Below are 18,571 nucleotides of genomic sequence, written 5' to 3'. Positions count from 1 at the left end.
ACCGGAAACTGATATGGCTGAACCCCGTTTTATACATCTGCGTGTCCACAGTGACTATTCGATGATTGATGGCCTGGCGAAAACCGGGCCGTTAATCAAGAAGGCGGCAGCCCTTGGCATGCCGGCTATCGCGATTACCGACTTCACTAACCTCTGTGGCCTGGTGAAATTTTACGGTGGCGCACATAGCGCAGGGATAAAGCCGGTCATTGGTGCCGATTTCAACGTTGCCAGTGAGCTGATGGGGGATGAACTGACACAGCTTACCGTGCTGGCGTCCAGTAATACCGGATATCAGAACCTGACGCTGCTGATCTCCCGTGCCTATCAGCGTGGGTATGGCGTGGACGGACCGATCATCGACCGCGACTGGCTGATTGAATTGCAGGAAGGATTAATCCTGCTGTCGGGCGGACGGCGTGGCGATGTGGGTCGCAGCCTGCTGCGCGGCAACAATGCCCTGGTTTCGCAATGCCTGTCGTTTTACCAGCAACATTTCCCCGATCGCTACTACCTGGAGCTGATTCGTACCGGCCGTCAGGACGAAGAGAGCTATCTGCATGCGGCAGTTGAACTGGCGATCGCAGAGGGAATACCGGTGGTTGCCACCAATGAAGTCTGCTTTATCAATGCAGAAGATTTCGATGCGCACGAAATTCGCGTTGCCATTCATGACGGCTATACGCTGGATGATCCCAAGCGTCCGCGTAACTACAGTCCTCAGCAATATATGCGCAGCGAAGAGGAGATGTGCGAGCTCTTCTCGGACATCCCGGAAGCGCTGGAAAACAGCGTAGAGATTGCTAAGCGTTGTAACGTCACGGTCCGACTGGGCGAGTACTTCCTGCCGCAGTTCCCGACCGGTGACATGACCACCGAAGATTATCTGGTGGTGAAATCCCGTGAGGGTCTGGAAGAGCGTCTCGAGTTCCTGTTCCCGGACGAAGCCGAACGCCTTGAGAAACGCCCGGAATATGATGAACGTCTGGAGATTGAACTCAACGTTATTAACCAGATGGGTTTCCCCGGCTACTTCCTGATCGTAATGGAGTTCATCCAGTGGTCCAAGGACAACGGCGTGCCGGTCGGGCCGGGGCGTGGTTCCGGTGCCGGTTCGCTGGTGGCCTATGCGCTGAAAATCACCGATATCGATCCGCTGGAATTTGACCTGCTGTTCGAACGCTTCCTGAACCCGGAACGCGTCTCGATGCCCGATTTCGACGTCGACTTCTGCATGGAGAAGCGCGATCAGGTGATCGAACACGTTGCAGATATGTACGGACGTGAAGCGGTTTCCCAGATTATTACCTTCGGCACCATGGCGGCGAAAGCGGTCATTCGCGATGTGGGCCGCGTGCTGGGACATCCTTACGGCTTCGTTGACCGCATTTCAAAACTGATCCCGCCCGATCCCGGCATGACGCTGGAAAAAGCTTTTATTGCTGAACCGCAGCTTCCCGCCATGTATGACGCGGACGAAGAGGTTAAAGCGCTGATCGACATGGCGCGCAAGCTGGAAGGGGTCACGCGTAACGCCGGTAAACATGCGGGCGGCGTGGTCATTGCGCCAACGAAGATCACCGATTTTGCGCCGCTCTATTGCGATGAGCATGGGCAGTTCCCGGTGACCCAGTTCGATAAAAATGATGTGGAATATGCCGGCCTGGTGAAGTTCGACTTCCTGGGTCTGCGTACGCTGACCATCATCGACTGGGCGCTGAAGATGATCAACCCGCGCCGGGAAAAGCAGGGGCTGGAGCCGATCGATATCGCCTCTATCCCGCTGGATGATAAGAAAAGCTTCGATATGCTGCAGCGCTCGGAAACCACCGCGGTGTTCCAGCTTGAATCGCGCGGCATGAAAGATCTGATTAAGCGTCTGAAGCCCGACTGCTTCGAAGATATGATCGCACTGGTGGCGCTGTTCCGTCCTGGCCCACTGCAGTCCGGCATGGTGGATAACTTCATTGACCGTAAGCATGGCCGTGAAGCGATCTCCTATCCCGACATTCAGTGGCAGCATGAAAGCCTGAAACCGGTGCTGGAACCGACCTACGGCATCATCCTCTATCAGGAACAGGTGATGCAGATCGCCCAGGTTCTCTCCGGTTACACGCTGGGCGGTGCGGATATGCTGCGTCGCGCCATGGGTAAAAAGAAACCCGAGGAGATGGCCAAACAGCGTTCTGTATTCCGCGACGGTGCTGAAAGTATGGGCATCGACGGGGAACTGTCGATGAAGATCTTCGATCTGGTAGAAAAATTTGCAGGTTATGGCTTTAACAAGTCACACTCTGCGGCCTACGCACTCGTCTCCTACCAGACGCTGTGGCTGAAGGCACACTATCCGGCTGAGTTTATGGCTGCGGTCATGACCGCCGACATGGATAACACCGAGAAAGTGGTTGGCCTGGTCGATGAGTGCTGGCGGATGGGACTGAAAGTCCTGCCGCCTGATATCAACTCCGGTCTTTATCAGTTCCATGTTAATGACGCGGGCGAGATCGTTTACGGCATTGGCGCGATTAAAGGCGTCGGTGAAGGTCCGATCGAAGCGATCATCGACGCCCGTAACGAAGGCGGTTATTTCCGCGAGTTGTTTGATCTCTGCGCCCGTACCGACACCAAAAAGATCAACCGTCGGGTAATGGAAAAATTGATCATGTCCGGGGCCTTTGATCGCCTTGGACCGCATCGTGCTGCGCTGATGAGTTCACTCAGTGACGCGTTAAAAGCGGCCGATCAGCACGCGAAAGCGGAAGCGATTGGCCAGGCTGATATGTTTGGCGTACTGGCGGAAGAGCCGGAGCAGGTTGAGAAATCGTATGCCAGCGTCACGCCGTGGCCTGAGCAGGTGCAGCTGGATGGCGAACGGGAAACGCTGGGGCTTTACCTTACCGGCCACCCGATTAATCAGTACCTGAAAGAAATTGAGCGTTACGTTGGCGGGGTGCGGCTGAAAGATATGCATCCTACCGATCGGGGTAAAATTACCGTGGCGGCCGGTCTGGTGATCGCGGCACGGGTAATGGTCACCAAACGCGGCAACCGAATTGGTATCTGTACTCTGGACGATCGCTCCGGTCGTCTTGAGGTGATGTTATTTACCGATGCGTTAGATAAATACCAGCAGTTGCTGGAGAAAGACCGAATTCTGATCGTCAGCGGACAGGTCAGCTTTGATGACTTCAGTGGTGGCCTTAAAATGACCGCTCGTGAAGTCATGGACATCGACGAAGCTCGCGAAAAATACGCGCGCGGACTTGCTATCTCGCTGACGGACAGGCAAATTGATGACCAGCTATTAAACCGACTCCGTCAGTCTCTGGAACCTCATCGATCAGGGACTATTCCGGTGCATCTCTACTATCAGAGAGCCGACGCGCGAGCGAAGCTGCGCTTTGGTGCAGCGTGGCGAATTTCGCCCAGCGATCGTTTACTTAACGATCTGCGCTCGTTGATTGGATCGGAGCAGGTGGAACTGGAGTTTGACTAGAACAGGAACATTATGAGTCTTAATTACCTGGATTTTGAACAGCCAATTGCAGAACTGGAAGCGAAGATCGATTCGCTGACCTCAATTGGTCGTCAGGATGATAAACACGTTAATCTGGATGAAGAAGTTCAGCGTCTGCGTGAGAAAAGCGTTGAGCTGACCCGTAAGATCTTCGCCGATTTGGGCGCATGGCAAATCGCTCAGCTGGCGCGTCATCCTTTGCGTCCTTACACCTTTGATTACGTGCGCAACGCCTTCGACGATTTCGATGAGCTGGCGGGCGACCGTGCTTATGCCGATGACAAAGCGATTGTGGGCGGGATTGCACGTCTTGATGGACGTCCGGTGATGATCATCGGGCACCAGAAAGGCCGTGAAACCAAAGAGAAAATTCGCCGTAACTTCGGCATGCCAGCACCGGAAGGCTATCGCAAAGCGCTGCGCCTGATGGAGATGGCTGAGCGTTTCAAAATGCCAATCATCACCTTCATCGACACACCGGGTGCCTATCCGGGTGTGGGCGCGGAAGAGCGTGGGCAGTCTGAAGCGATTGCCCGCAACCTGCGTGAAATGTCTGGCCTGAAAGTGCCGGTGATCTGTACGGTCATCGGTGAGGGCGGTTCAGGCGGTGCGCTGGCGATTGGCGTGGGCGATAAAGTGAATATGCTGCAGTACAGCACCTATTCAGTGATATCGCCGGAAGGCTGTGCATCCATTCTGTGGAAAAGCGCTGACAAAGCGCCGCTGGCCGCTGAAGCGATGGGCATTACCGCTCACCGTCTGAAAGAGCTGAAGCTGATTGACTCCGTGATCCCTGAGCCGCTGGGTGGCGCGCATCGCCGTCCGGTTGATATGGCGCAGTCACTGAAGCAGCAGCTGCTGGCCGATCTGGCCGATCTCGATGGATTTAGCACTGAAGAGCTGCTGGATCGTCGTTATCAGCGCCTGATGAGCTACGGCTACGCCTGATTTAGCCCCATCTGTAAAAGCGGACTCCGGTCCGCTTTTTTTATGCCGCCGGTTTATCTCCGCACGCTATTCCCCTCTCTTTCAGCGCCATCCGATAGCCGCCTTGCTACACCTTCCGCGGGTTAGCGGTTATGCTTGTCCGGTTCCACAATAATCAGGGAGATGGGCATTGAATATTCTGGCGATCATGGGCGCGCACGGCGTGTTTTATAAAGATGAACCGTTACGCGAACTCGACGCGGCGTTAAATCTGCAAGGCTTCAGGCTGCTTTACCCGAAAAACAGTGACGATCTGCTGAAACTGATCGAGCACAATCCGCGTATCAGCGGCGTCATCTTCGACTGGGACGCGCACAACAGTCCGGAACTCTGCCGTGAGATTAATCAGCTCAACGAATATCTGCCGCTGTACGCCTTTATCAACACCCACTCGCAGATGGACATCAGCGTCAATGAGATGCGCATGCCGCTGCACTTTTTTGAGTACGCGCTGAATGCCGCCGACGATATCGCGCTGCACATCCGGCAATATACCGATGACTATCTCGACCACATTACGCCGCCGCTGACTAAAGCGCTGTTCACCTATGTGAAAGAGGGCAAGTACACCTTCTGCACGCCGGGCCATATGGCGGGTACCGCGTTTCAGAAGAGCCCGGTGGGCTGCCTGTTCTACGATTTCTTCGGGGCCAATACCCTGAAATCGGACATCTCAATTTCCGTTACCGAACTGGGTTCGCTGCTTGATCACACCGGTCCGCACCTTGAAGCGGAGGAGTACATTGCACGCACTTTTGGTGCCGAGCAGAGTTACATGGTGACCAACGGGACCTCAACGTCGAACAAAATTGTCGGCATGTATGCCGCACCGGCGGGCAGCACCGTGCTGATCGATCGCAACTGCCACAAGTCACTGACCCATCTGCTGATGATGAGCGATCTTATCCCCATCTGGCTGAAGCCGACCCGCAATGCGTTGGGTATTCTCGGCGGTATCCCGAAGCAGGAGTTCACCCGCGAGAGTATTTCGCTCAAGGTGGCTGCCACCGACCGTGCCACGTGGCCGGTTCATGCGGTGATCACCAACTCCACCTATGATGGGCTGCTCTACAATACCCAGTACATCAAAGAGACACTGGATGTACCGTCGATTCATTTCGATTCAGCCTGGGTGCCTTACACTAATTTCCATCCGATCTACGCCGGTAAAAGTGGCATGAGTGGCGACCGCATCCCGGGAAAAGTGGTGTATGAGACGCAATCGACCCACAAACTGCTGGCGGCCTTTTCGCAGGCATCAATGATTCACATTAAGGGCGACTACGACGAACAGACGTTTAACGAAGCCTACATGATGCACACCACCACCTCGCCCAATTACGCCATCGTCTCCTCTATTGAAACTGCTGCTGCCATGCTGCGTGGCAATCCCGGTAAACGACTGATCAATCGCTCGGTGGAGCGCGCGCTGCACTTCCGTCGGGAGATCCAGCGCCTGCGCGAAGAGTCTGACAGCTGGTTCTTTGATATCTGGCAGCCGGAAGAGGTTGATGAAGCGCAATGCTGGCCGATCCAGCCCGGCGACGAAGAGTGGCACGGATTTACTCAGGCCGATCGCGATCATATGTACCTGGATCCGATCAAAGTCACCATTCTGACGCCGGGCATGAGCGAACTGGGGAAGATGGCGGAAGAGGGGATCCCGGCGGCGCTGGTGGCGAAGTTTCTGGATGAGCGCGGCATCGTGGTGGAGAAAACCGGTCCCTATAACCTGCTGTTCCTGTTCAGCATCGGCATCGACAAAACCAAAGCAATGAGCGTGCTGCGCGGGCTGACCGAGTTCAAACGCGCCTACGATCTCAATCTGCGGGTGAAAAACATGCTGCCGGATCTCTATGCCGAAGATCCTGACTTCTATCGCAATATGCGCATCCAGACACTGGCGCAGGGGATCCATCAGTTGATCCGCCATCACGATCTGCCGCGTCTGATGCTGCAGGCATTTGATGTCCTGCCCGAAATGAAGATGACGCCGCATCAGGCATTTCAGCAGCAGGTGAAGGGCAACATCGAAACGGTGGATCTCAGCGAACTGGTCGGGCGGGTGTCGGCCAATATGATTCTGCCTTATCCGCCAGGCGTTCCACTGGTGATGCCAGGCGAGATGATTACTGAGAAGAGCCGCGCGGTGCTCGATTTTCTGCTGATGCTGTGCAGCATTGGACGGCATTATCCGGGCTTCGAAACGGATATTCACGGTGCCAGCCTGACCGAAGAGGGCGAGTATCGCGTCCGCGTGCTGAAAAACGACCTCGCATAAACCTTTAAACGACTATCAGCGGCAGGGTGTCTGCGGACAGCCTGCCCGAATCAGGGAATTGAACATGTTGCAGTTAACCGCTATTCACCACATCGCCATCATCGCCTCTGACTATCAGCGCAGCAAAGCATTCTATTGTGATGTACTGGGTTTCCGTCTGATGGGCGAATATTACCGCGAAGCGCGGGACTCCTGGAAAGGCGACCTTGCCCTACAGGATCGCTATACCATTGAGCTGTTCTCTTTTCCTGAGCCGCCGGCGCGGGTCAGCCATCCCGAGGCGTGTGGCCTGCGTCATCTGGCCTTTACCGTGCCGGATGTTGCCGCTGCCGTCGCGACGCTGGCCGATAAAGGCGTTATCTGCGAGCCGATTCGCATTGATGACCTGACCGGTAAACAATGCACTTTCTTTGCCGATCCGGATGGTTTGCCGCTGGAGCTTTATCAGGCGTAAAATAGCGCGCTCAGCGGGCGACATTCAGTGGCCCGATTTTCTGGATTCTGCCATGTCTTTGCCCGCTTTTGACACTCTGTTGCAACCTGATGCCGCCCTGGTGGTCGCATTCAGCGGTGGACTGGATTCAACCGTGCTGCTGCATCAGCTTCGCGGCTGGCAGCAGCAGCATCCTCAGTTGCGCCTGCGGGCACTGCATGTTCACCATGGGCTTAGCCCGAATGCCGATCGCTGGGCAACCCATTGCCAGACGATTTGCGCGCAGTGGCAGCTGCCCTGTGAAGTGCTCCGCGTTAACGTTGATGGCCGGGAAAACGGCATTGAAGCGGCCGCCCGAACCGCCCGTTATCAGGCGCTGAGTGCGGCACTGCAGCCGGGCGAAGTGTTACTCACTGCGCAGCACCTCGACGATCAGTGCGAAACATTCCTGCTGGCGCTGAAGCGCGGCAGTGGTCCCGCCGGGCTGGCAGCGATGCCCGCGACACGCGCGCTGGGTTCTCATCAGCTGGTGCGTCCGCTGCTGAATCAGACGCGACAGTCGCTTGAAGCCTATGCCGACGCGCATCAGCTGGTGTGGATTGAAGATGAGAGCAATCAGGATCTTCGCTACGACCGCAACATTCTGCGCCAGCGGCTGCTGCCTGAGCTTTACCAGCGCTGGCCCCATTTTGCCGAGGCAACGGCCCGCAGTGCGATGTTGTGCAGTGAGCAGGAGCAGTTGCTGGATGAACTGCTCGCCGGGCAACTGGCAGAGCTGATCCAGCCTGATGGCAGCCTGCACTTTCCACCCTTAATGGCCATGAGTGAGCTGCGTGCTAATGCCTTATTGCGGCGCTGGATCGCCGTACAGGGGGGGGCGATGCCGTCCCGTGAAGCGCTGAAACGCATCCACGACGAAGTGATGGCGAGCCGGGAGGATGCGCAGCCCCGGCTGCGATTCGGTCAGGCTGAACTCCGTCGTTACCGTCAGCAGCTCTACTGGCTGCCGTTGTTCAGTTCACTGCGCGACACCGAGCTGGCATGGCCCAATCTCTGCCAGCCGCTGGCGTTACCGCAGAATCTCGGCACGCTGCGTGCCAGCCAGTCGCAGAGCCTGTTGCGCTATCCTGAGCCGGATGAGCAGGTCAGCGTGCGGTTTCACGCACAGGGTCATGTCCATCTGGTGGGCCGTCGTGGCGGAAGGGAAATGAAAAAACTGTGGCAGGAGTTGCAGATACCGCCGTGGCAGCGTGAACGGCTGCCGTTAATTTTTTATAACCAGACGCTGGTCTGCGTTCCGACTCTCTTTGTCACCCGTGATGGCGCGGCCCCTGATCAGCAGGGCTGGCAGATAGTCTGGGATGGGGCATCCGGCGCAGGAGAACAACAATAATGAAACAGTGGCTTATTGCCTGTTTAGCGGTCACCGTGTTACCGGCATGGGCAGCGGGTGATGCGCAGCGCGGCGCACAGAAAGCGGGCAGTTGCATGGCCTGTCATGGCGCAGCAGGAAAAGCGGCGGTGCCGCTCTATCCTGACCTGGCCGGGCAGCACGCACCTTATCTGGAACATGCGCTGCAGGCCTATAAAAAGGGCGAACGCAGTGGCGGTCAGGCTGAAGTCATGAAGGCGTTTGTGGCGGGATTGAGTGACAGCGATATGGCGGATTTAGCGGCGTACTACAGTTCGTTGCAGCCCTGAAGTTTAACAGGGCGGAAAGGTCCCGCCCTGAATGCGTAGGTTACTCTGCGCTGACAACCACCGTACCCAACTCGGGATGGGTGAAGCTGGCGATATGGTCGAGACGTAATTCGCGATGTTCACCGGAAAGATCGATAGCCAGATATTCAACGTTCTTACGTGAAAAGATCTCTTTGGCTTTTGCCTTAAGCTGCTCGCCATCTTTCATTTCCAGCGACAGCATCCAGTTGTTCTGGCAGGCGAGTTCCAGATTATCGTAATCATCGCAATTGATAGGTTGGTACGCTTCATTTATCAACATAGTCGCTCACCAATAAGTTAGCAGCGGCGTAGGCCGCCTGTTCCCTGACAGAAGAGTTTAGCTCAGTATTTGCGGCAACATCATTAAGTGCCTTCAATGCGCAGCCAATCGCATCCGGTATGTAACCTAAATCCCCGCTGCCGATTTCGGCATACTTCCGGCGAACTAACTCACAATAATTTTGCACGTGGCCCTCCTCGGCAGAGCGTAAATACTCTGGTTAACTGGCGACTATATCATAGCCATTTAGAGGAAATCAGCCTGCGTAAAGCAGGAACAGTGCGCGAATCACTGCTAAAGTGACAGATTCCGCTGTCTTAGGCGGAATAAATCAGAGCACAAAAGGTTAATTTGATGAACAGGTTATCGGAGGTCAACGTGGTTAAGGTGTGGGGAGCGAGCTTATGATTATGCTATCCCGTTCGGTTGAGATTCCGGAGAGTGAGATTGAGCTGACGGCGATTCGTGCTCAGGGCGCAGGCGGACAACATGTCAATAAAGCCAGCACCGCCATTCATCTGCGCTTCGATATCGCTGCCTCTTCACTGCCCGCGTTTTATAAAGAGCGGCTGCTCACCGCCACTCATCATTTGATTACCGGTGATGGCGTTGTAGTGATCAAGGCGCAGGAGTATCGCAGTCAGGAGATGAATCGTGAAGCGGCGCTGCAACGTCTGGTTAATCTGATCCAGGAGCTGAGTACCGTGGAAAAAGCCCGGCGCGCCACGCGGCCGACCCGCGCCTCAAAAGAGCGCCGTCTTGAAGGAAAAGCCCGCCGCAGTTCAACTAAATCGATGCGCGGCAAGGTGCAATAAAAAACGCCCCGCAGGCGGGGCGTTTGAGTACTTACAACGTCAGGGGCGAGCGGCGAAGAGTTCGAGCCTGCTCAGGGAACGGGGTCAGATCGGAAAGTCGCTAAAGCCATCCATGGCTGCTCGGCCCGCACCGTCCCTGGCGCGGGACGCTTTCCTCTCCTGACCCGCTTCCCTTCGCGTTGAGCTCATCTGTTGCGGCCAGATTCAGCCCGCTTTGATTAACGCTAAGAACTTACTTATTCAGAGCCTTCAGCAGGAATTCAACAATTTCATCCTGCTTAATCATCTGCTTCTCCCCGGCACGACGTGATTTGTACTCAATCTCCTGATTATCGAGATTGCGGTCACCAATGACGATGGTGTGTGGCACACCGATCAGTTCCATATCAGCGAACATCACGCCCGGACGCTCTTTACGGTCATCCAGAATAACCTCAACGCCTTTAGCACGCAGGGTGGCATACAGCTCTTCCGCCAGCTCTTTAACCCGGAACGATTTCTGCATATTCATTGGCAGAATCGCAACCTCGAAAGGTGCCAGTGCGGCTGGCCAGATGATGCCGCGGTCGTCATGGTTCTGCTCAATGGCTGCCGCAACAACGCGGGTGATGCCGATGCCGTAGCAGCCCATGCTCATCACCTGATTGCGGCCATCTTCGCCCTGAACAGACGCTTTCAGCGCGTCAGAATACTTGGTGCCGAGCTGGAAAATATGACCGACTTCGATGCCGCGCTTAATCTGCAGCGTGCCTTTACCATCCGGGCTTAAATCGCCTTCGACCACGTTACGGATATCTGCAACGCTGGCCAGCGGCAGATCGCGCTCCCAGTTAATGCCGAAGTAGTGCTTACCATCGACGTTGGCACCGGCACTGAAGTCGCTCATCTTCGCCACGGTACGGTCAGCAATAACAGGCATCTGCAGACCAACCGGGCCGATTGAACCCGGTCCGGCACCTACTGCGGCGCGAATCTCTTCTTCGGTCGCGAACACCAGCGGTGACGCAACGATCTCTGACTTCTCCGCTTTGATCTCATTAAGCTGATGATCGCCGCGTACCAGCAGGGCAACCAGCGCGTGGCCGCTCTCTTCGGCACCTTTAACAATCAGCGTTTTCACTGTTTTTTCAACAGGCACGCTGAATTGCTCAACCAGCTCCGCGATGGTTTTTGCGTCTGGCGTCTCGACCAGTTGCATCTCCTGCGACGGCGCTGCGCGCTCACCAGCGGGTGCGACGGCTTCGGCCAGCTCAATGTTGGCCGCGTAATCAGAATCGGTAGAGAAGATCACATCATCTTCACCGCTCTGCGCCAGAACCTGGAACTCATGGGAGGCGCTGCCGCCAATCGAGCCGGTGTCGGCCTGCACGGCGCGGAAATCCAGACCCATACGGCTGAAGATCTGGCTATAGGCGCGGTACATCGCGTCATACGTTTCCTGCAGCGACTCCTGCGAAACGTGGAACGAGTAAGCATCTTTCATGATGAATTCACGTGAACGCATCACGCCAAAGCGCGGACGGACTTCATCACGGAATTTGGTCTGGATCTGATAGAGGTTGAGCGGCAGTTGCTTATAAGAGCTCAGCTCATTGCGGATCAGGTCAGTGACCACCTCTTCATGCGTCGGACCCAGCACGAACGGACGCTCGTGGCGATCTGCAATACGTAACAGTTCCGGGCCATACTCCTCCCAGCGACCGCTCTCCTGCCACAGGTCGGCGGGCTGCACAACCGGCATTAAAATCTCAACCGCGCCCGCGTTGTTCATCTCTTCGCGCACGATGTTTTCGACTTTTTTCAGCACGCGAACCCCGGTCGGTAACCAGGTGTACAAGCCAGAAGCCAGTTTGCGGATCATACCGGCGCGCAGCATCAGCTGGTGGCTGATCACTTCAGCGTCGGAAGGCGTCTCTTTCTGAGTAGAGAGCAGATATTGAGTAGTACGCATTGATTACGGTTCCAGTTGATCGGAAAGTCACAGACAGAATTTTGCTGGCGGCTAGTGTACCAGTGAGATCACCGGCTCAAAAGCGGGTTTTAACGCGGGTCGATGGCGATCACTTCAGTACCGGCATCGTCAATGCGCCAGCGTACATTAAAATCCATCAGCCAGGCCGCATATTCCCGCGCCTGTGTCTCGCCCTGACGGTAAGCGGGACGGGGATCCTGTGCCAGCACTTCACTGATAAAGCGAGCCAGATTGGGGTAGCGCGACTGTTGGTGAAGCTGCTGTTGTGCCAGCGCGGAGAAGCGAACCGGCATATCAGCCGCAGGTGCCGCCTGAGCAAAACCCGCCTGGGCATGGGGCAATGCTTCGGCAAAGGGCAGATAAGGTTTGATATCCACCACCGGGGTGCCATCGACCAGATCCAGACTGCCAAGCTGCAGGATCACCTGCTGTTTTTCAATCCTGATACCTTTTAGCTCAACCAGCGACATGCCAATGGGATTGGGACGGAACGTTGAACGTGTCGCAAATACACCCATGCGCGCATTGCCGCCCAGCCGGGGAGGGCGAACCGTGGGACGCCAGCCGCCCTCCATCGTCTGATGGAAGACAAACAGCAGCCAGAGGTGGCTGAACGCTTCTATTCCACGCACCGCTTCTGGCTGATTGTAAGGTGGCTGCAGGTGCAGTTCGCCGCCGCCATCCTGTACCAGCCCTGGCTGGCGCGGCACGGCAAACTTCTCCTTCCACGGTGAGCGGATTACCCCAATTTGCGCAAAGGCGAATTCACTCATTGATTGCTGACTTTCAGTGCCGAACCCTGACACACCGCCTGACGATAGCAGCCTGGCGTGCCGGTGACGATTTCACACTGATGCAGCAGCACCGCATTGGCTTTCATCTGTGACGCTTTGATCTGCAGGCGTTTACGTGCAGTAGCGATGTTGGCTGGGGAGTTCTGATTACTCATCTGGCAATCTTCAGCGGAGACTTCACCCAGATCGCGGAACGGCTTGCTGACCAGATCGGCGGCATCGGTATAGAGCTTAACCGGTGCCGGTCGTGACACAGGCTTGCGGGTGGGTTCACTGGATTGCTGCGGCCGGGACGGTGCGCTGCTTATCGGGTGATACTCATGAACACACCCTGTCAGCATCAATGCTAACAAGCAGAGCGGTAAAAAACGCATGGCAACATCCTCAGGTTTCAAAAAGTGGCGTTATTGAAACAAGGACAAGAATAAATAACAAGTCGGGCAGGGCACCCAATAACAGAAAGGGCGGCATAGCGCCGCCCTTAAGGAGATGAACAGCTGAATTACCAGCCTTTAACCGCGCCGCCGTTAAAGACTTTGTTAGCGGCATCGTAGACTTCGTCAGACTGGTAAGCCTTGACAAATTTCTTCACGTTTTCCGCATCTTTATTATCTTCGCGCGCCACAATCAGGTTCACGTACGGTGAATCTTTATCTTCGACGAAAATACCATCTTTGGCTGGTGTCAGGCCAATCTGGCTGGCGTAGGTAGTGTTGATAACCGCCAGCGCGATCTGCTGATCGTCCAGTGAGCGTGGCAGCTGCGGCGCTTCCAGCTCAACGATTTTCAGATGCTTAGGGTTTTCAGTGATATCCAGCGAGGTTGGCAGCAGGCCCACGCCATCTTTCAGCTTGATCAGACCCACTTTCTGCAGCAGCAGCAGCGTACGGCCCAGGTTGGTCGGGTCGTTTGGAATGGCAACCTGAGCGCCATCCTGCAGCTCATCCAGTGACTTAATCTTTTTCGAATAGCCCGCGATTGGGTAGACGAAGGAGTTACCCACTGAAACCAGCTTGTAGCCACGATCTTTGATTTGCTGATCCAGATACGGTTTGTGCTGGAAAGCGTTGACGTCGATATCGCCTTTGCTCAGCGCTTCATTCGGCAGTACGTAATCGTTGAAGGTGACCAGCTCAACGTCCAGACCATATTTCTCTTTGGCAACTTTCTGCGCTGCTTCAGCAACCTGCTGCTCAGCACCGACAATCACACCCACTTTGATGTGGTTAGGGTCTTTCTCTTTTTGATCGCATCCTGCCAGCGCAATCGCGCCAATCAGTGCACCCACAGCGGCAATTTTCTTGAATCTGAAAGACATATCCTTTCCTTCTTAATAATGTGATATTGCTGGCTTATTTATGGGACACCGCATGCACGATGCGGTCGCCACAGAATTGAATGAGATACACCAAAACTACTAACAACACTAATACCGTATTCATCACAGTGGCGTTATATCCGATATAACCATACTGATAACCGATCTGGCCCAGACCACCGGCACCCACCGCGCCACCCATGGCGGAGTAACCAACCAGGGTAATCAGGGTGATGGTCGCAGCATTCACCAGGCCAGGCATCGCTTCCGGCAGCAGAACCTTACGGATGATCTGCATTGGCGTGGCGCCCATAGCTCGTGACGCTTCAATCAGTCCGGTTGGCAGTTCCAGCAAGGCATTTTCAACCATACGTGCGATAAACGGTGCCGCGCCAACGGTCAACGGAACGATGGCCGCCTGCAGTCCGATTGAGGTGCCGACGATTACGCGAGTAAAAGGAATCATCCAGACCAGTAAGATAATGAAAGGAATGGAGCGGAAGATATTCACCAGCGCGGAGAGCACGCGATAAAGTCCCTGATTCTGCAGAATCTGGCCCGGACGGGTGACATAGAGTAAAACGCCGACCGGCAGACCCAGCACAAAACCGAAAAAGCCCGAGACGAAGGTCATCATCAGCGTTTCCCACACGCCCCGTCCCAGCAACCACATCATCGCTTCAGACATAACCTAACACCTCTACTTTCACATGATTCTCCTTCAGCCAGGCTATCGCCTCGCGGGTATCGCTTTCTGTGCCGTGCATTTCGGCCAGCATAATGCCGAACTTCACGCCACCGGCGTAATCCATCTGGGCACTGATAATGTTGTTATTCACGTTGTAACGGCGGGCAGCTTCAGACAGCAGCGGCGCATCAACCGATTTACCGGTGAATTCCAGTCGCAGCAGGGGCACGGTGCCTTCAGCGGCGGTGGCAGAAAGGCGCTGCTGGTAATCATCCGGAATATCCAGATGCAGCGTAGACTGAATAAACTGCTGCGCCAGCGGTGTCTTAGGATGAGAGAAGACCTCACTGACGCTATCTTTCTCAATCAGTTCACCGTGACTGATGACCGCAACCTGATCGCAGATGCGTTTCACTACATCCATTTCATGAGTGATCAGCAGAATCGTCAGCCCAAGCCGGCGGTTAATGTCTTTAAGCAATTCCAGAATAGAGCGGGTCGTCGCGGGATCCAGTGCGCTGGTGGCTTCATCACACAGCAGAACCTTGGGATTGCTGGCCAGGGCGCGGGCAATCGCGACACGCTGCTTCTGTCCGCCCGACAGATTGGCGGGCCAGGCATCATGCTTGTCTGATAATCCCACCAGTTCCAGCAGTTCAGTTACGCGAGCCGTGATCTGAGCGCGGGAGAGATTACCGAGTTCCAGTGGAAGAGAGACGTTACCCGCGACGGTACGGGAGTTCATCAGATTAAAGTGCTGGAAGATCATGCCGATCTGGCGGCGCGCCTGGGTTAACTGACGTTCGTTGAGTGCGGTTAAATCAGCACCGTCTACAAGTACGCGGCCCGAAGTAGGGCGCTCCAGCAGGTTAACGCAACGAATCAACGTACTTTTACCGGCACCGGAAGCGCCGATAACGCCATAAATCTGTCCGGCAGGCACGTGCAGGCTGACATCCGTTAGCGCCGGAACAGACCGCGTGCCTTGCTGAAACACCTTGGTAATATTTTCTAGTTTAATCATTATGTTATTTATTATCGTGTTGCGTTGTCCGTGGTGTGGGAAGCCTCGTCGCTTTTATTCGGTATAAAAGCTGGATGGATGTTAAGGCATCCAGACGTCTAAATCAATGGAAGTGATTCAATCTGACATTCTCCCTTTTATAGCAATCATGCGATACTGATCGGCAATTTTTACAGCAGGAGTTTCTACGTGGCGAATAAAGTCCCCGCTATTTTTCTTGATCGTGATGGCACCCTTAATGTCGATAATGGCTATGTCCATGAGATCGATGACTTCCAGTTTATTGACGGCACGATTGAAGCGCTGCAACAACTGAAGGCAATGGGTTTTGCGCTGGTGGTCGTGACCAATCAGTCTGGCATCGCGCGCGGTATGTTTACTGAAGATACCTTTATGCGGCTGACAGAATGGATGGACTGGTCGCTAGCCGATCGCGATGTTGATCTTGATGGCATCTATTTCTGTCCTCACCATCCAGAAGCAACAGTAGCAGAGTTCCGTCAGGCCTGTGACTGTCGTAAGCCTCAGCCGGGTATGCTGCTGACGGCACAGGAAGAACTGAATATTGATATGGCCGCTTCTTATATGGTGGGTGACAAGCTGGAAGACATGCTGGCAGGGCAGGCTGCCGGTGTCGGCAAGAAAGTACTGGTGCGCAGCGGCAAACCGGTCACTGCTGAAGGTGAAGCAGCAGCAGATTGGGTGATTAATAGCCTGGCAGAGCTTCCGGCGCGCATTAAAAAGGGGTAAAACGGCGCTTTTGTGCAAATTTCAGACGAACAGAAAAAAAGTCTCAATTTGCACTTGCGCTATCTGAGCCGTTCCCTATAATGCGCCTCCACTGACACGGCAAACCGGAAACGGAAAACGGGTCAGGAGGCACAGGAGACTGCGCCGCCGGAGAAAAACTTCTGAAATAGAGGTTGACTCTGCAGGAGGAAAGCGTAATATACGCCACCTCGCGACAGGACGCTAACGCACTGTTCGCACTGCTCTTTAACAATTTATCAGACAATCTGTGTGGGCACTCGCAGGATTGATATCAGCGTCTCCGGACGTAAAAAAATATCAAGCCTCACGAGTGAACACATAATGAAATTCATTATGACGTTTTACAGATGAGCACCGCTTAACTTGTTTAAGCAAATCAAACTTAAATTGAAGAGTTTGATCATGGCTCAGATTGAACGCTGGCGGCAGGCCTAACACATGCAAGTCGGACGGTAGCACAGAGAGCTTGCTCTTGGGTGACGAGTGGCGGACGGGTGAGTAATGTCTGGGGATCTGCCCGATAGAGGGGGATAACCACTGGAAACGGTGGCTAATACCGCATAACGTCGCAAGACCAAAGAGGGGGACCTTCGGGCCTCTCACTATCGGATGAACCCAGATGGGATTAGCTAGTAGGCGGGGTAATGGCCCACCTAGGCGACGATCCCTAGCTGGTCTGAGAGGATGACCAGCCACACTGGAACTGAGACACGGTCCAGACTCCTACGGGAGGCAGCAGTGGGGAATATTGCACAATGGGCGCAAGCCTGATGCAGCCATGCCGCGTGTATGAAGAAGGCCTTCGGGTTGTAAAGTACTTTCAGCGGGGAGGAAGGCGATGCGGTTAATAACCGCGTCGATTGACGTTACCCGCAGAAGAAGCACCGGCTAACTCCGTGCCAGCAGCCGCGGTAATACGGAGGGTGCAAGCGTTAATCGGAATTACTGGGCGTAAAGCGCACGCAGGCGGTCTGTTAAGTCAGATGTGAAATCCCCGGGCTTAACCTGGGAACTGCATTTGAAACTGGCAGGCTTGAGTCTTGTAGAGGGGGGTAGAATTCCAGGTGTAGCGGTGAAATGCGTAGAGATCTGGAGGAATACCGGTGGCGAAGGCGGCCCCCTGGACAAAGACTGACGCTCAGGTGCGAAAGCGTGGGGAGCAAACAGGATTAGATACCCTGGTAGTCCACGCCGTAAACGATGTCGACTTGGAGGTTGTTCCCTTGAGGAGTGGCTTCCGGAGCTAACGCGTTAAGTCGACCGCCTGGGGAGTACGGCCGCAAGGTTAAAACTCAAATGAATTGACGGGGGCCCGCACAAGCGGTGGAGCATGTGGTTTAATTCGATGCAACGCGAAGAACCTTACCTACTCTTGACATCCAGCGAACTTAGCAGAGATGCTTTGGTGCCTTCGGGAACGCTGAGACAGGTGCTGCATGGCTGTCGTCAGCTCGTGTTGTGAAATGTTGGGTTAAGTCCCGCAACGAGCGCAACCCTTATCCTTTGTTGCCAGCGATTCGGTCGGGAACTCAAAGGAGACTGCCGGTGATAAACCGGAGGAAGGTGGGGATGACGTCAAGTCATCATGGCCCTTACGAGTAGGGCTACACACGTGCTACAATGGCGCATACAAAGAGAAGCGACCTCGCGAGAGCAAGCGGACCTCACAAAGTGCGTCGTAGTCCGGATCGGAGTCTGCAACTCGACTCCGTGAAGTCGGAATCGCTAGTAATCGTGGATCAGAATGCCACGGTGAATACGTTCCCGGGCCTTGTACACACCGCCCGTCACACCATGGGAGTGGGTTGCAAAAGAAGTAGGTAGCTTAACCTTCGGGAGGGCGCTTACCACTTTGTGATTCATGACTGGGGTGAAGTCGTAACAAGGTAACCGTAGGGGAACCTGCGGTTGGATCACCTCCTTACCTGAAGATACCTTCCCGCGCAGTGTCCACACAGATTGTCTGATA

16 protein-coding genes and 1 rRNA gene are annotated in these 18,571 nt (G+C 54.9%); 9 read left to right on the top strand and 8 right to left on the bottom strand.

The genetic code is table 11. The features are described from left to right. The first annotated feature begins 13 nt into the window (after positions 1-13). The 6 genes from dnaE to ACO6VX_RS18770 all read left to right on the top strand — a co-directional run bounded on the left by dnaE (position 14) and on the right by ACO6VX_RS18770 (position 8,919). The gene (gene dnaE, locus ACO6VX_RS18795) at positions 14-3,496 is read left to right on the top strand and encodes a DNA polymerase III subunit alpha (RefSeq protein ID WP_033756640.1); all 3,483 of its coding nucleotides are present in this window, start codon (positions 14-16) and stop codon (positions 3,494-3,496) included. A gap of 12 nt (positions 3,497-3,508) precedes the next feature. After that, entirely contained in the window at positions 3,509-4,465 is a 957-nt protein-coding gene (accA, locus tag ACO6VX_RS18790; protein ID WP_010254150.1) for an acetyl-CoA carboxylase carboxyl transferase subunit alpha, read from the top strand. Positions 4,466-4,634: 169 nt separating this feature from the next. Further along, complete coding sequence (locus ACO6VX_RS18785; RefSeq protein WP_158131985.1) at positions 4,635-6,785, top strand: lysine decarboxylase LdcC; 2,151 nt, start codon at positions 4,635-4,637, stop codon at positions 6,783-6,785. A 64-nt stretch (positions 6,786-6,849) separates the two neighbouring features. Then, entirely contained in the window at positions 6,850-7,239 is a 390-nt protein-coding gene (locus tag ACO6VX_RS18780) for a VOC family protein (protein WP_010671867.1), read from the top strand. A gap of 52 nt (positions 7,240-7,291) precedes the next feature. After that, entirely contained in the window at positions 7,292-8,611 is a 1,320-nt protein-coding gene (tilS, locus tag ACO6VX_RS18775) for a tRNA lysidine(34) synthetase TilS (RefSeq protein ID WP_422458264.1), read from the top strand. Then, positions 8,611-8,919, top strand: a complete 309-nt coding sequence (locus ACO6VX_RS18770; protein WP_010254164.1) for a c-type cytochrome — start codon at positions 8,611-8,613, stop codon at positions 8,917-8,919. Before tilS ends, ACO6VX_RS18770 begins: the two co-directional genes overlap by 1 nt. Positions 8,920-8,959: 40 nt before the next feature. Here ACO6VX_RS18770 and rof read toward each other — a convergent pair whose 3' ends face one another. Then, positions 8,960-9,220, bottom strand: coding sequence for a Rho-binding antiterminator (rof, locus tag ACO6VX_RS18765; protein WP_010254167.1), 261 nt, complete (start codon positions 9,218-9,220; stop codon positions 8,960-8,962). After that, positions 9,207-9,407 carry a YaeP family protein gene (locus tag ACO6VX_RS18760; protein WP_010254172.1) on the bottom strand — a complete coding sequence of 67 codons (201 nt, stop codon included), beginning with the start codon at positions 9,405-9,407 and terminating at the stop codon, positions 9,207-9,209. The genes rof and ACO6VX_RS18760 overlap by 14 nt, the downstream gene beginning before the upstream one ends. 217 nt (positions 9,408-9,624) lie before the next feature. Between ACO6VX_RS18760 and arfB the strand changes: the two genes are divergently transcribed. Continuing rightward, complete coding sequence (gene arfB / locus ACO6VX_RS18755; protein WP_010254175.1) at positions 9,625-10,035, top strand: alternative ribosome rescue aminoacyl-tRNA hydrolase ArfB; 411 nt, start codon at positions 9,625-9,627, stop codon at positions 10,033-10,035. A 232-nt stretch (positions 10,036-10,267) separates the two neighbouring features. On the opposite strand, the gene proS is transcribed toward arfB, so the two are convergent. The 6 genes from proS to metN all read right to left on the bottom strand — a co-directional run bounded on the left by proS (position 10,268) and on the right by metN (position 15,831). Continuing rightward, positions 10,268-11,986: a proline--tRNA ligase gene (gene proS / locus ACO6VX_RS18750; RefSeq protein ID WP_010671869.1), complete on the bottom strand. Its 1,719-nt coding sequence runs from the start codon at positions 11,984-11,986 to the stop codon at positions 10,268-10,270. Positions 11,987-12,075: 89 nt separating this feature from the next. Then, positions 12,076-12,780, bottom strand: coding sequence for a tRNA (N6-threonylcarbamoyladenosine(37)-N6)-methyltransferase TrmO (gene tsaA, locus ACO6VX_RS18745; protein WP_157353410.1), 705 nt, complete (start codon positions 12,778-12,780; stop codon positions 12,076-12,078). After that, on the bottom strand, positions 12,777-13,175 hold the full coding sequence (rcsF, locus tag ACO6VX_RS18740) for an Rcs stress response system protein RcsF (RefSeq protein WP_010254182.1): 399 nt from the start codon (positions 13,173-13,175) through the stop codon (positions 12,777-12,779). Before rcsF ends, tsaA begins: the two co-directional genes overlap by 4 nt. A 128-nt stretch (positions 13,176-13,303) precedes the next feature. Next, a complete protein-coding gene (locus tag ACO6VX_RS18735) occupies positions 13,304-14,119 on the bottom strand; it encodes a MetQ/NlpA family lipoprotein (RefSeq protein ID WP_010254184.1) in 816 nt (271 codons plus the stop codon). Positions 14,120-14,153: 34 nt separating this feature from the next. Beyond that, positions 14,154-14,807: a methionine ABC transporter permease MetI gene (locus ACO6VX_RS18730; protein WP_003852613.1), complete on the bottom strand. Its 654-nt coding sequence runs from the start codon at positions 14,805-14,807 to the stop codon at positions 14,154-14,156. After that, a complete protein-coding gene (gene metN / locus ACO6VX_RS18725) occupies positions 14,800-15,831 on the bottom strand; it encodes a methionine ABC transporter ATP-binding protein MetN (RefSeq protein ID WP_010254188.1) in 1,032 nt (343 codons plus the stop codon). The genes ACO6VX_RS18730 and metN overlap by 8 nt, the downstream gene beginning before the upstream one ends. Positions 15,832-16,020: 189 nt before the next feature. Between metN and gmhB the strand changes: the two genes are divergently transcribed. Both gmhB and ACO6VX_RS18715 read left to right on the top strand, forming a co-directional pair. Next, positions 16,021-16,581, top strand: a complete 561-nt coding sequence (gene gmhB / locus ACO6VX_RS18720) for a D-glycero-beta-D-manno-heptose 1,7-bisphosphate 7-phosphatase (RefSeq protein ID WP_010254191.1) — start codon at positions 16,021-16,023, stop codon at positions 16,579-16,581. 405 nt (positions 16,582-16,986) lie between these two features. Next, positions 16,987-18,526 (top strand): 16S ribosomal RNA (locus ACO6VX_RS18715). Positions 18,527-18,571: the final 45 nt, after the last annotated feature.

Origin of the sequence: Pantoea sp. BJFS-204, assembly GCF_049310725.1 — a bacterium.
In the GTDB taxonomy this organism is placed as follows: Bacteria; Pseudomonadota; Gammaproteobacteria; order Enterobacterales; family Enterobacteriaceae; genus Pantoea; species Pantoea agglomerans.
This window is presented reverse-complemented; position numbering and strand designations above follow the sequence as displayed.

What these genes read in the sequence shown, in the direction of transcription:
- dnaE (WP_033756640.1), top strand. Translation starts at nt 14, where the DNA reads ATGGCTGAACCCCGTTTTATACATCTGCGTGTCCACAGTGACTATTCG.
- accA (WP_010254150.1), top strand. Translation starts at nt 3,509, where the DNA reads ATGAGTCTTAATTACCTGGATTTTGAACAGCCAATTGCAGAACTGGAA.
- ACO6VX_RS18780 (WP_010671867.1), top strand. Translation starts at nt 6,850, where the DNA reads ATGTTGCAGTTAACCGCTATTCACCACATCGCCATCATCGCCTCTGAC.
- tilS (WP_422458264.1), top strand. Translation starts at nt 7,292, where the DNA reads ATGTCTTTGCCCGCTTTTGACACTCTGTTGCAACCTGATGCCGCCCTG.
- ACO6VX_RS18770 (WP_010254164.1), top strand. Translation starts at nt 8,611, where the DNA reads ATGAAACAGTGGCTTATTGCCTGTTTAGCGGTCACCGTGTTACCGGCA.
- rof (WP_010254167.1), bottom strand. Translation starts at nt 9,220, where the DNA reads ATGTTGATAAATGAAGCGTACCAACCTATCAATTGCGATGATTACGAT.
- arfB (WP_010254175.1), top strand. Translation starts at nt 9,625, where the DNA reads ATGATTATGCTATCCCGTTCGGTTGAGATTCCGGAGAGTGAGATTGAG.
- proS (WP_010671869.1), bottom strand. Translation starts at nt 11,986, where the DNA reads ATGCGTACTACTCAATATCTGCTCTCTACTCAGAAAGAGACGCCTTCC.
- tsaA (WP_157353410.1), bottom strand. Translation starts at nt 12,780, where the DNA reads ATGAGTGAATTCGCCTTTGCGCAAATTGGGGTAATCCGCTCACCGTGG.
- rcsF (WP_010254182.1), bottom strand. Translation starts at nt 13,175, where the DNA reads ATGCGTTTTTTACCGCTCTGCTTGTTAGCATTGATGCTGACAGGGTGT.
- ACO6VX_RS18735 (WP_010254184.1), bottom strand. Translation starts at nt 14,119, where the DNA reads ATGTCTTTCAGATTCAAGAAAATTGCCGCTGTGGGTGCACTGATTGGC.
- ACO6VX_RS18730 (WP_003852613.1), bottom strand. Translation starts at nt 14,807, where the DNA reads ATGTCTGAAGCGATGATGTGGTTGCTGGGACGGGGCGTGTGGGAAACG.
- metN (WP_010254188.1), bottom strand. Translation starts at nt 15,831, where the DNA reads ATGATTAAACTAGAAAATATTACCAAGGTGTTTCAGCAAGGCACGCGG.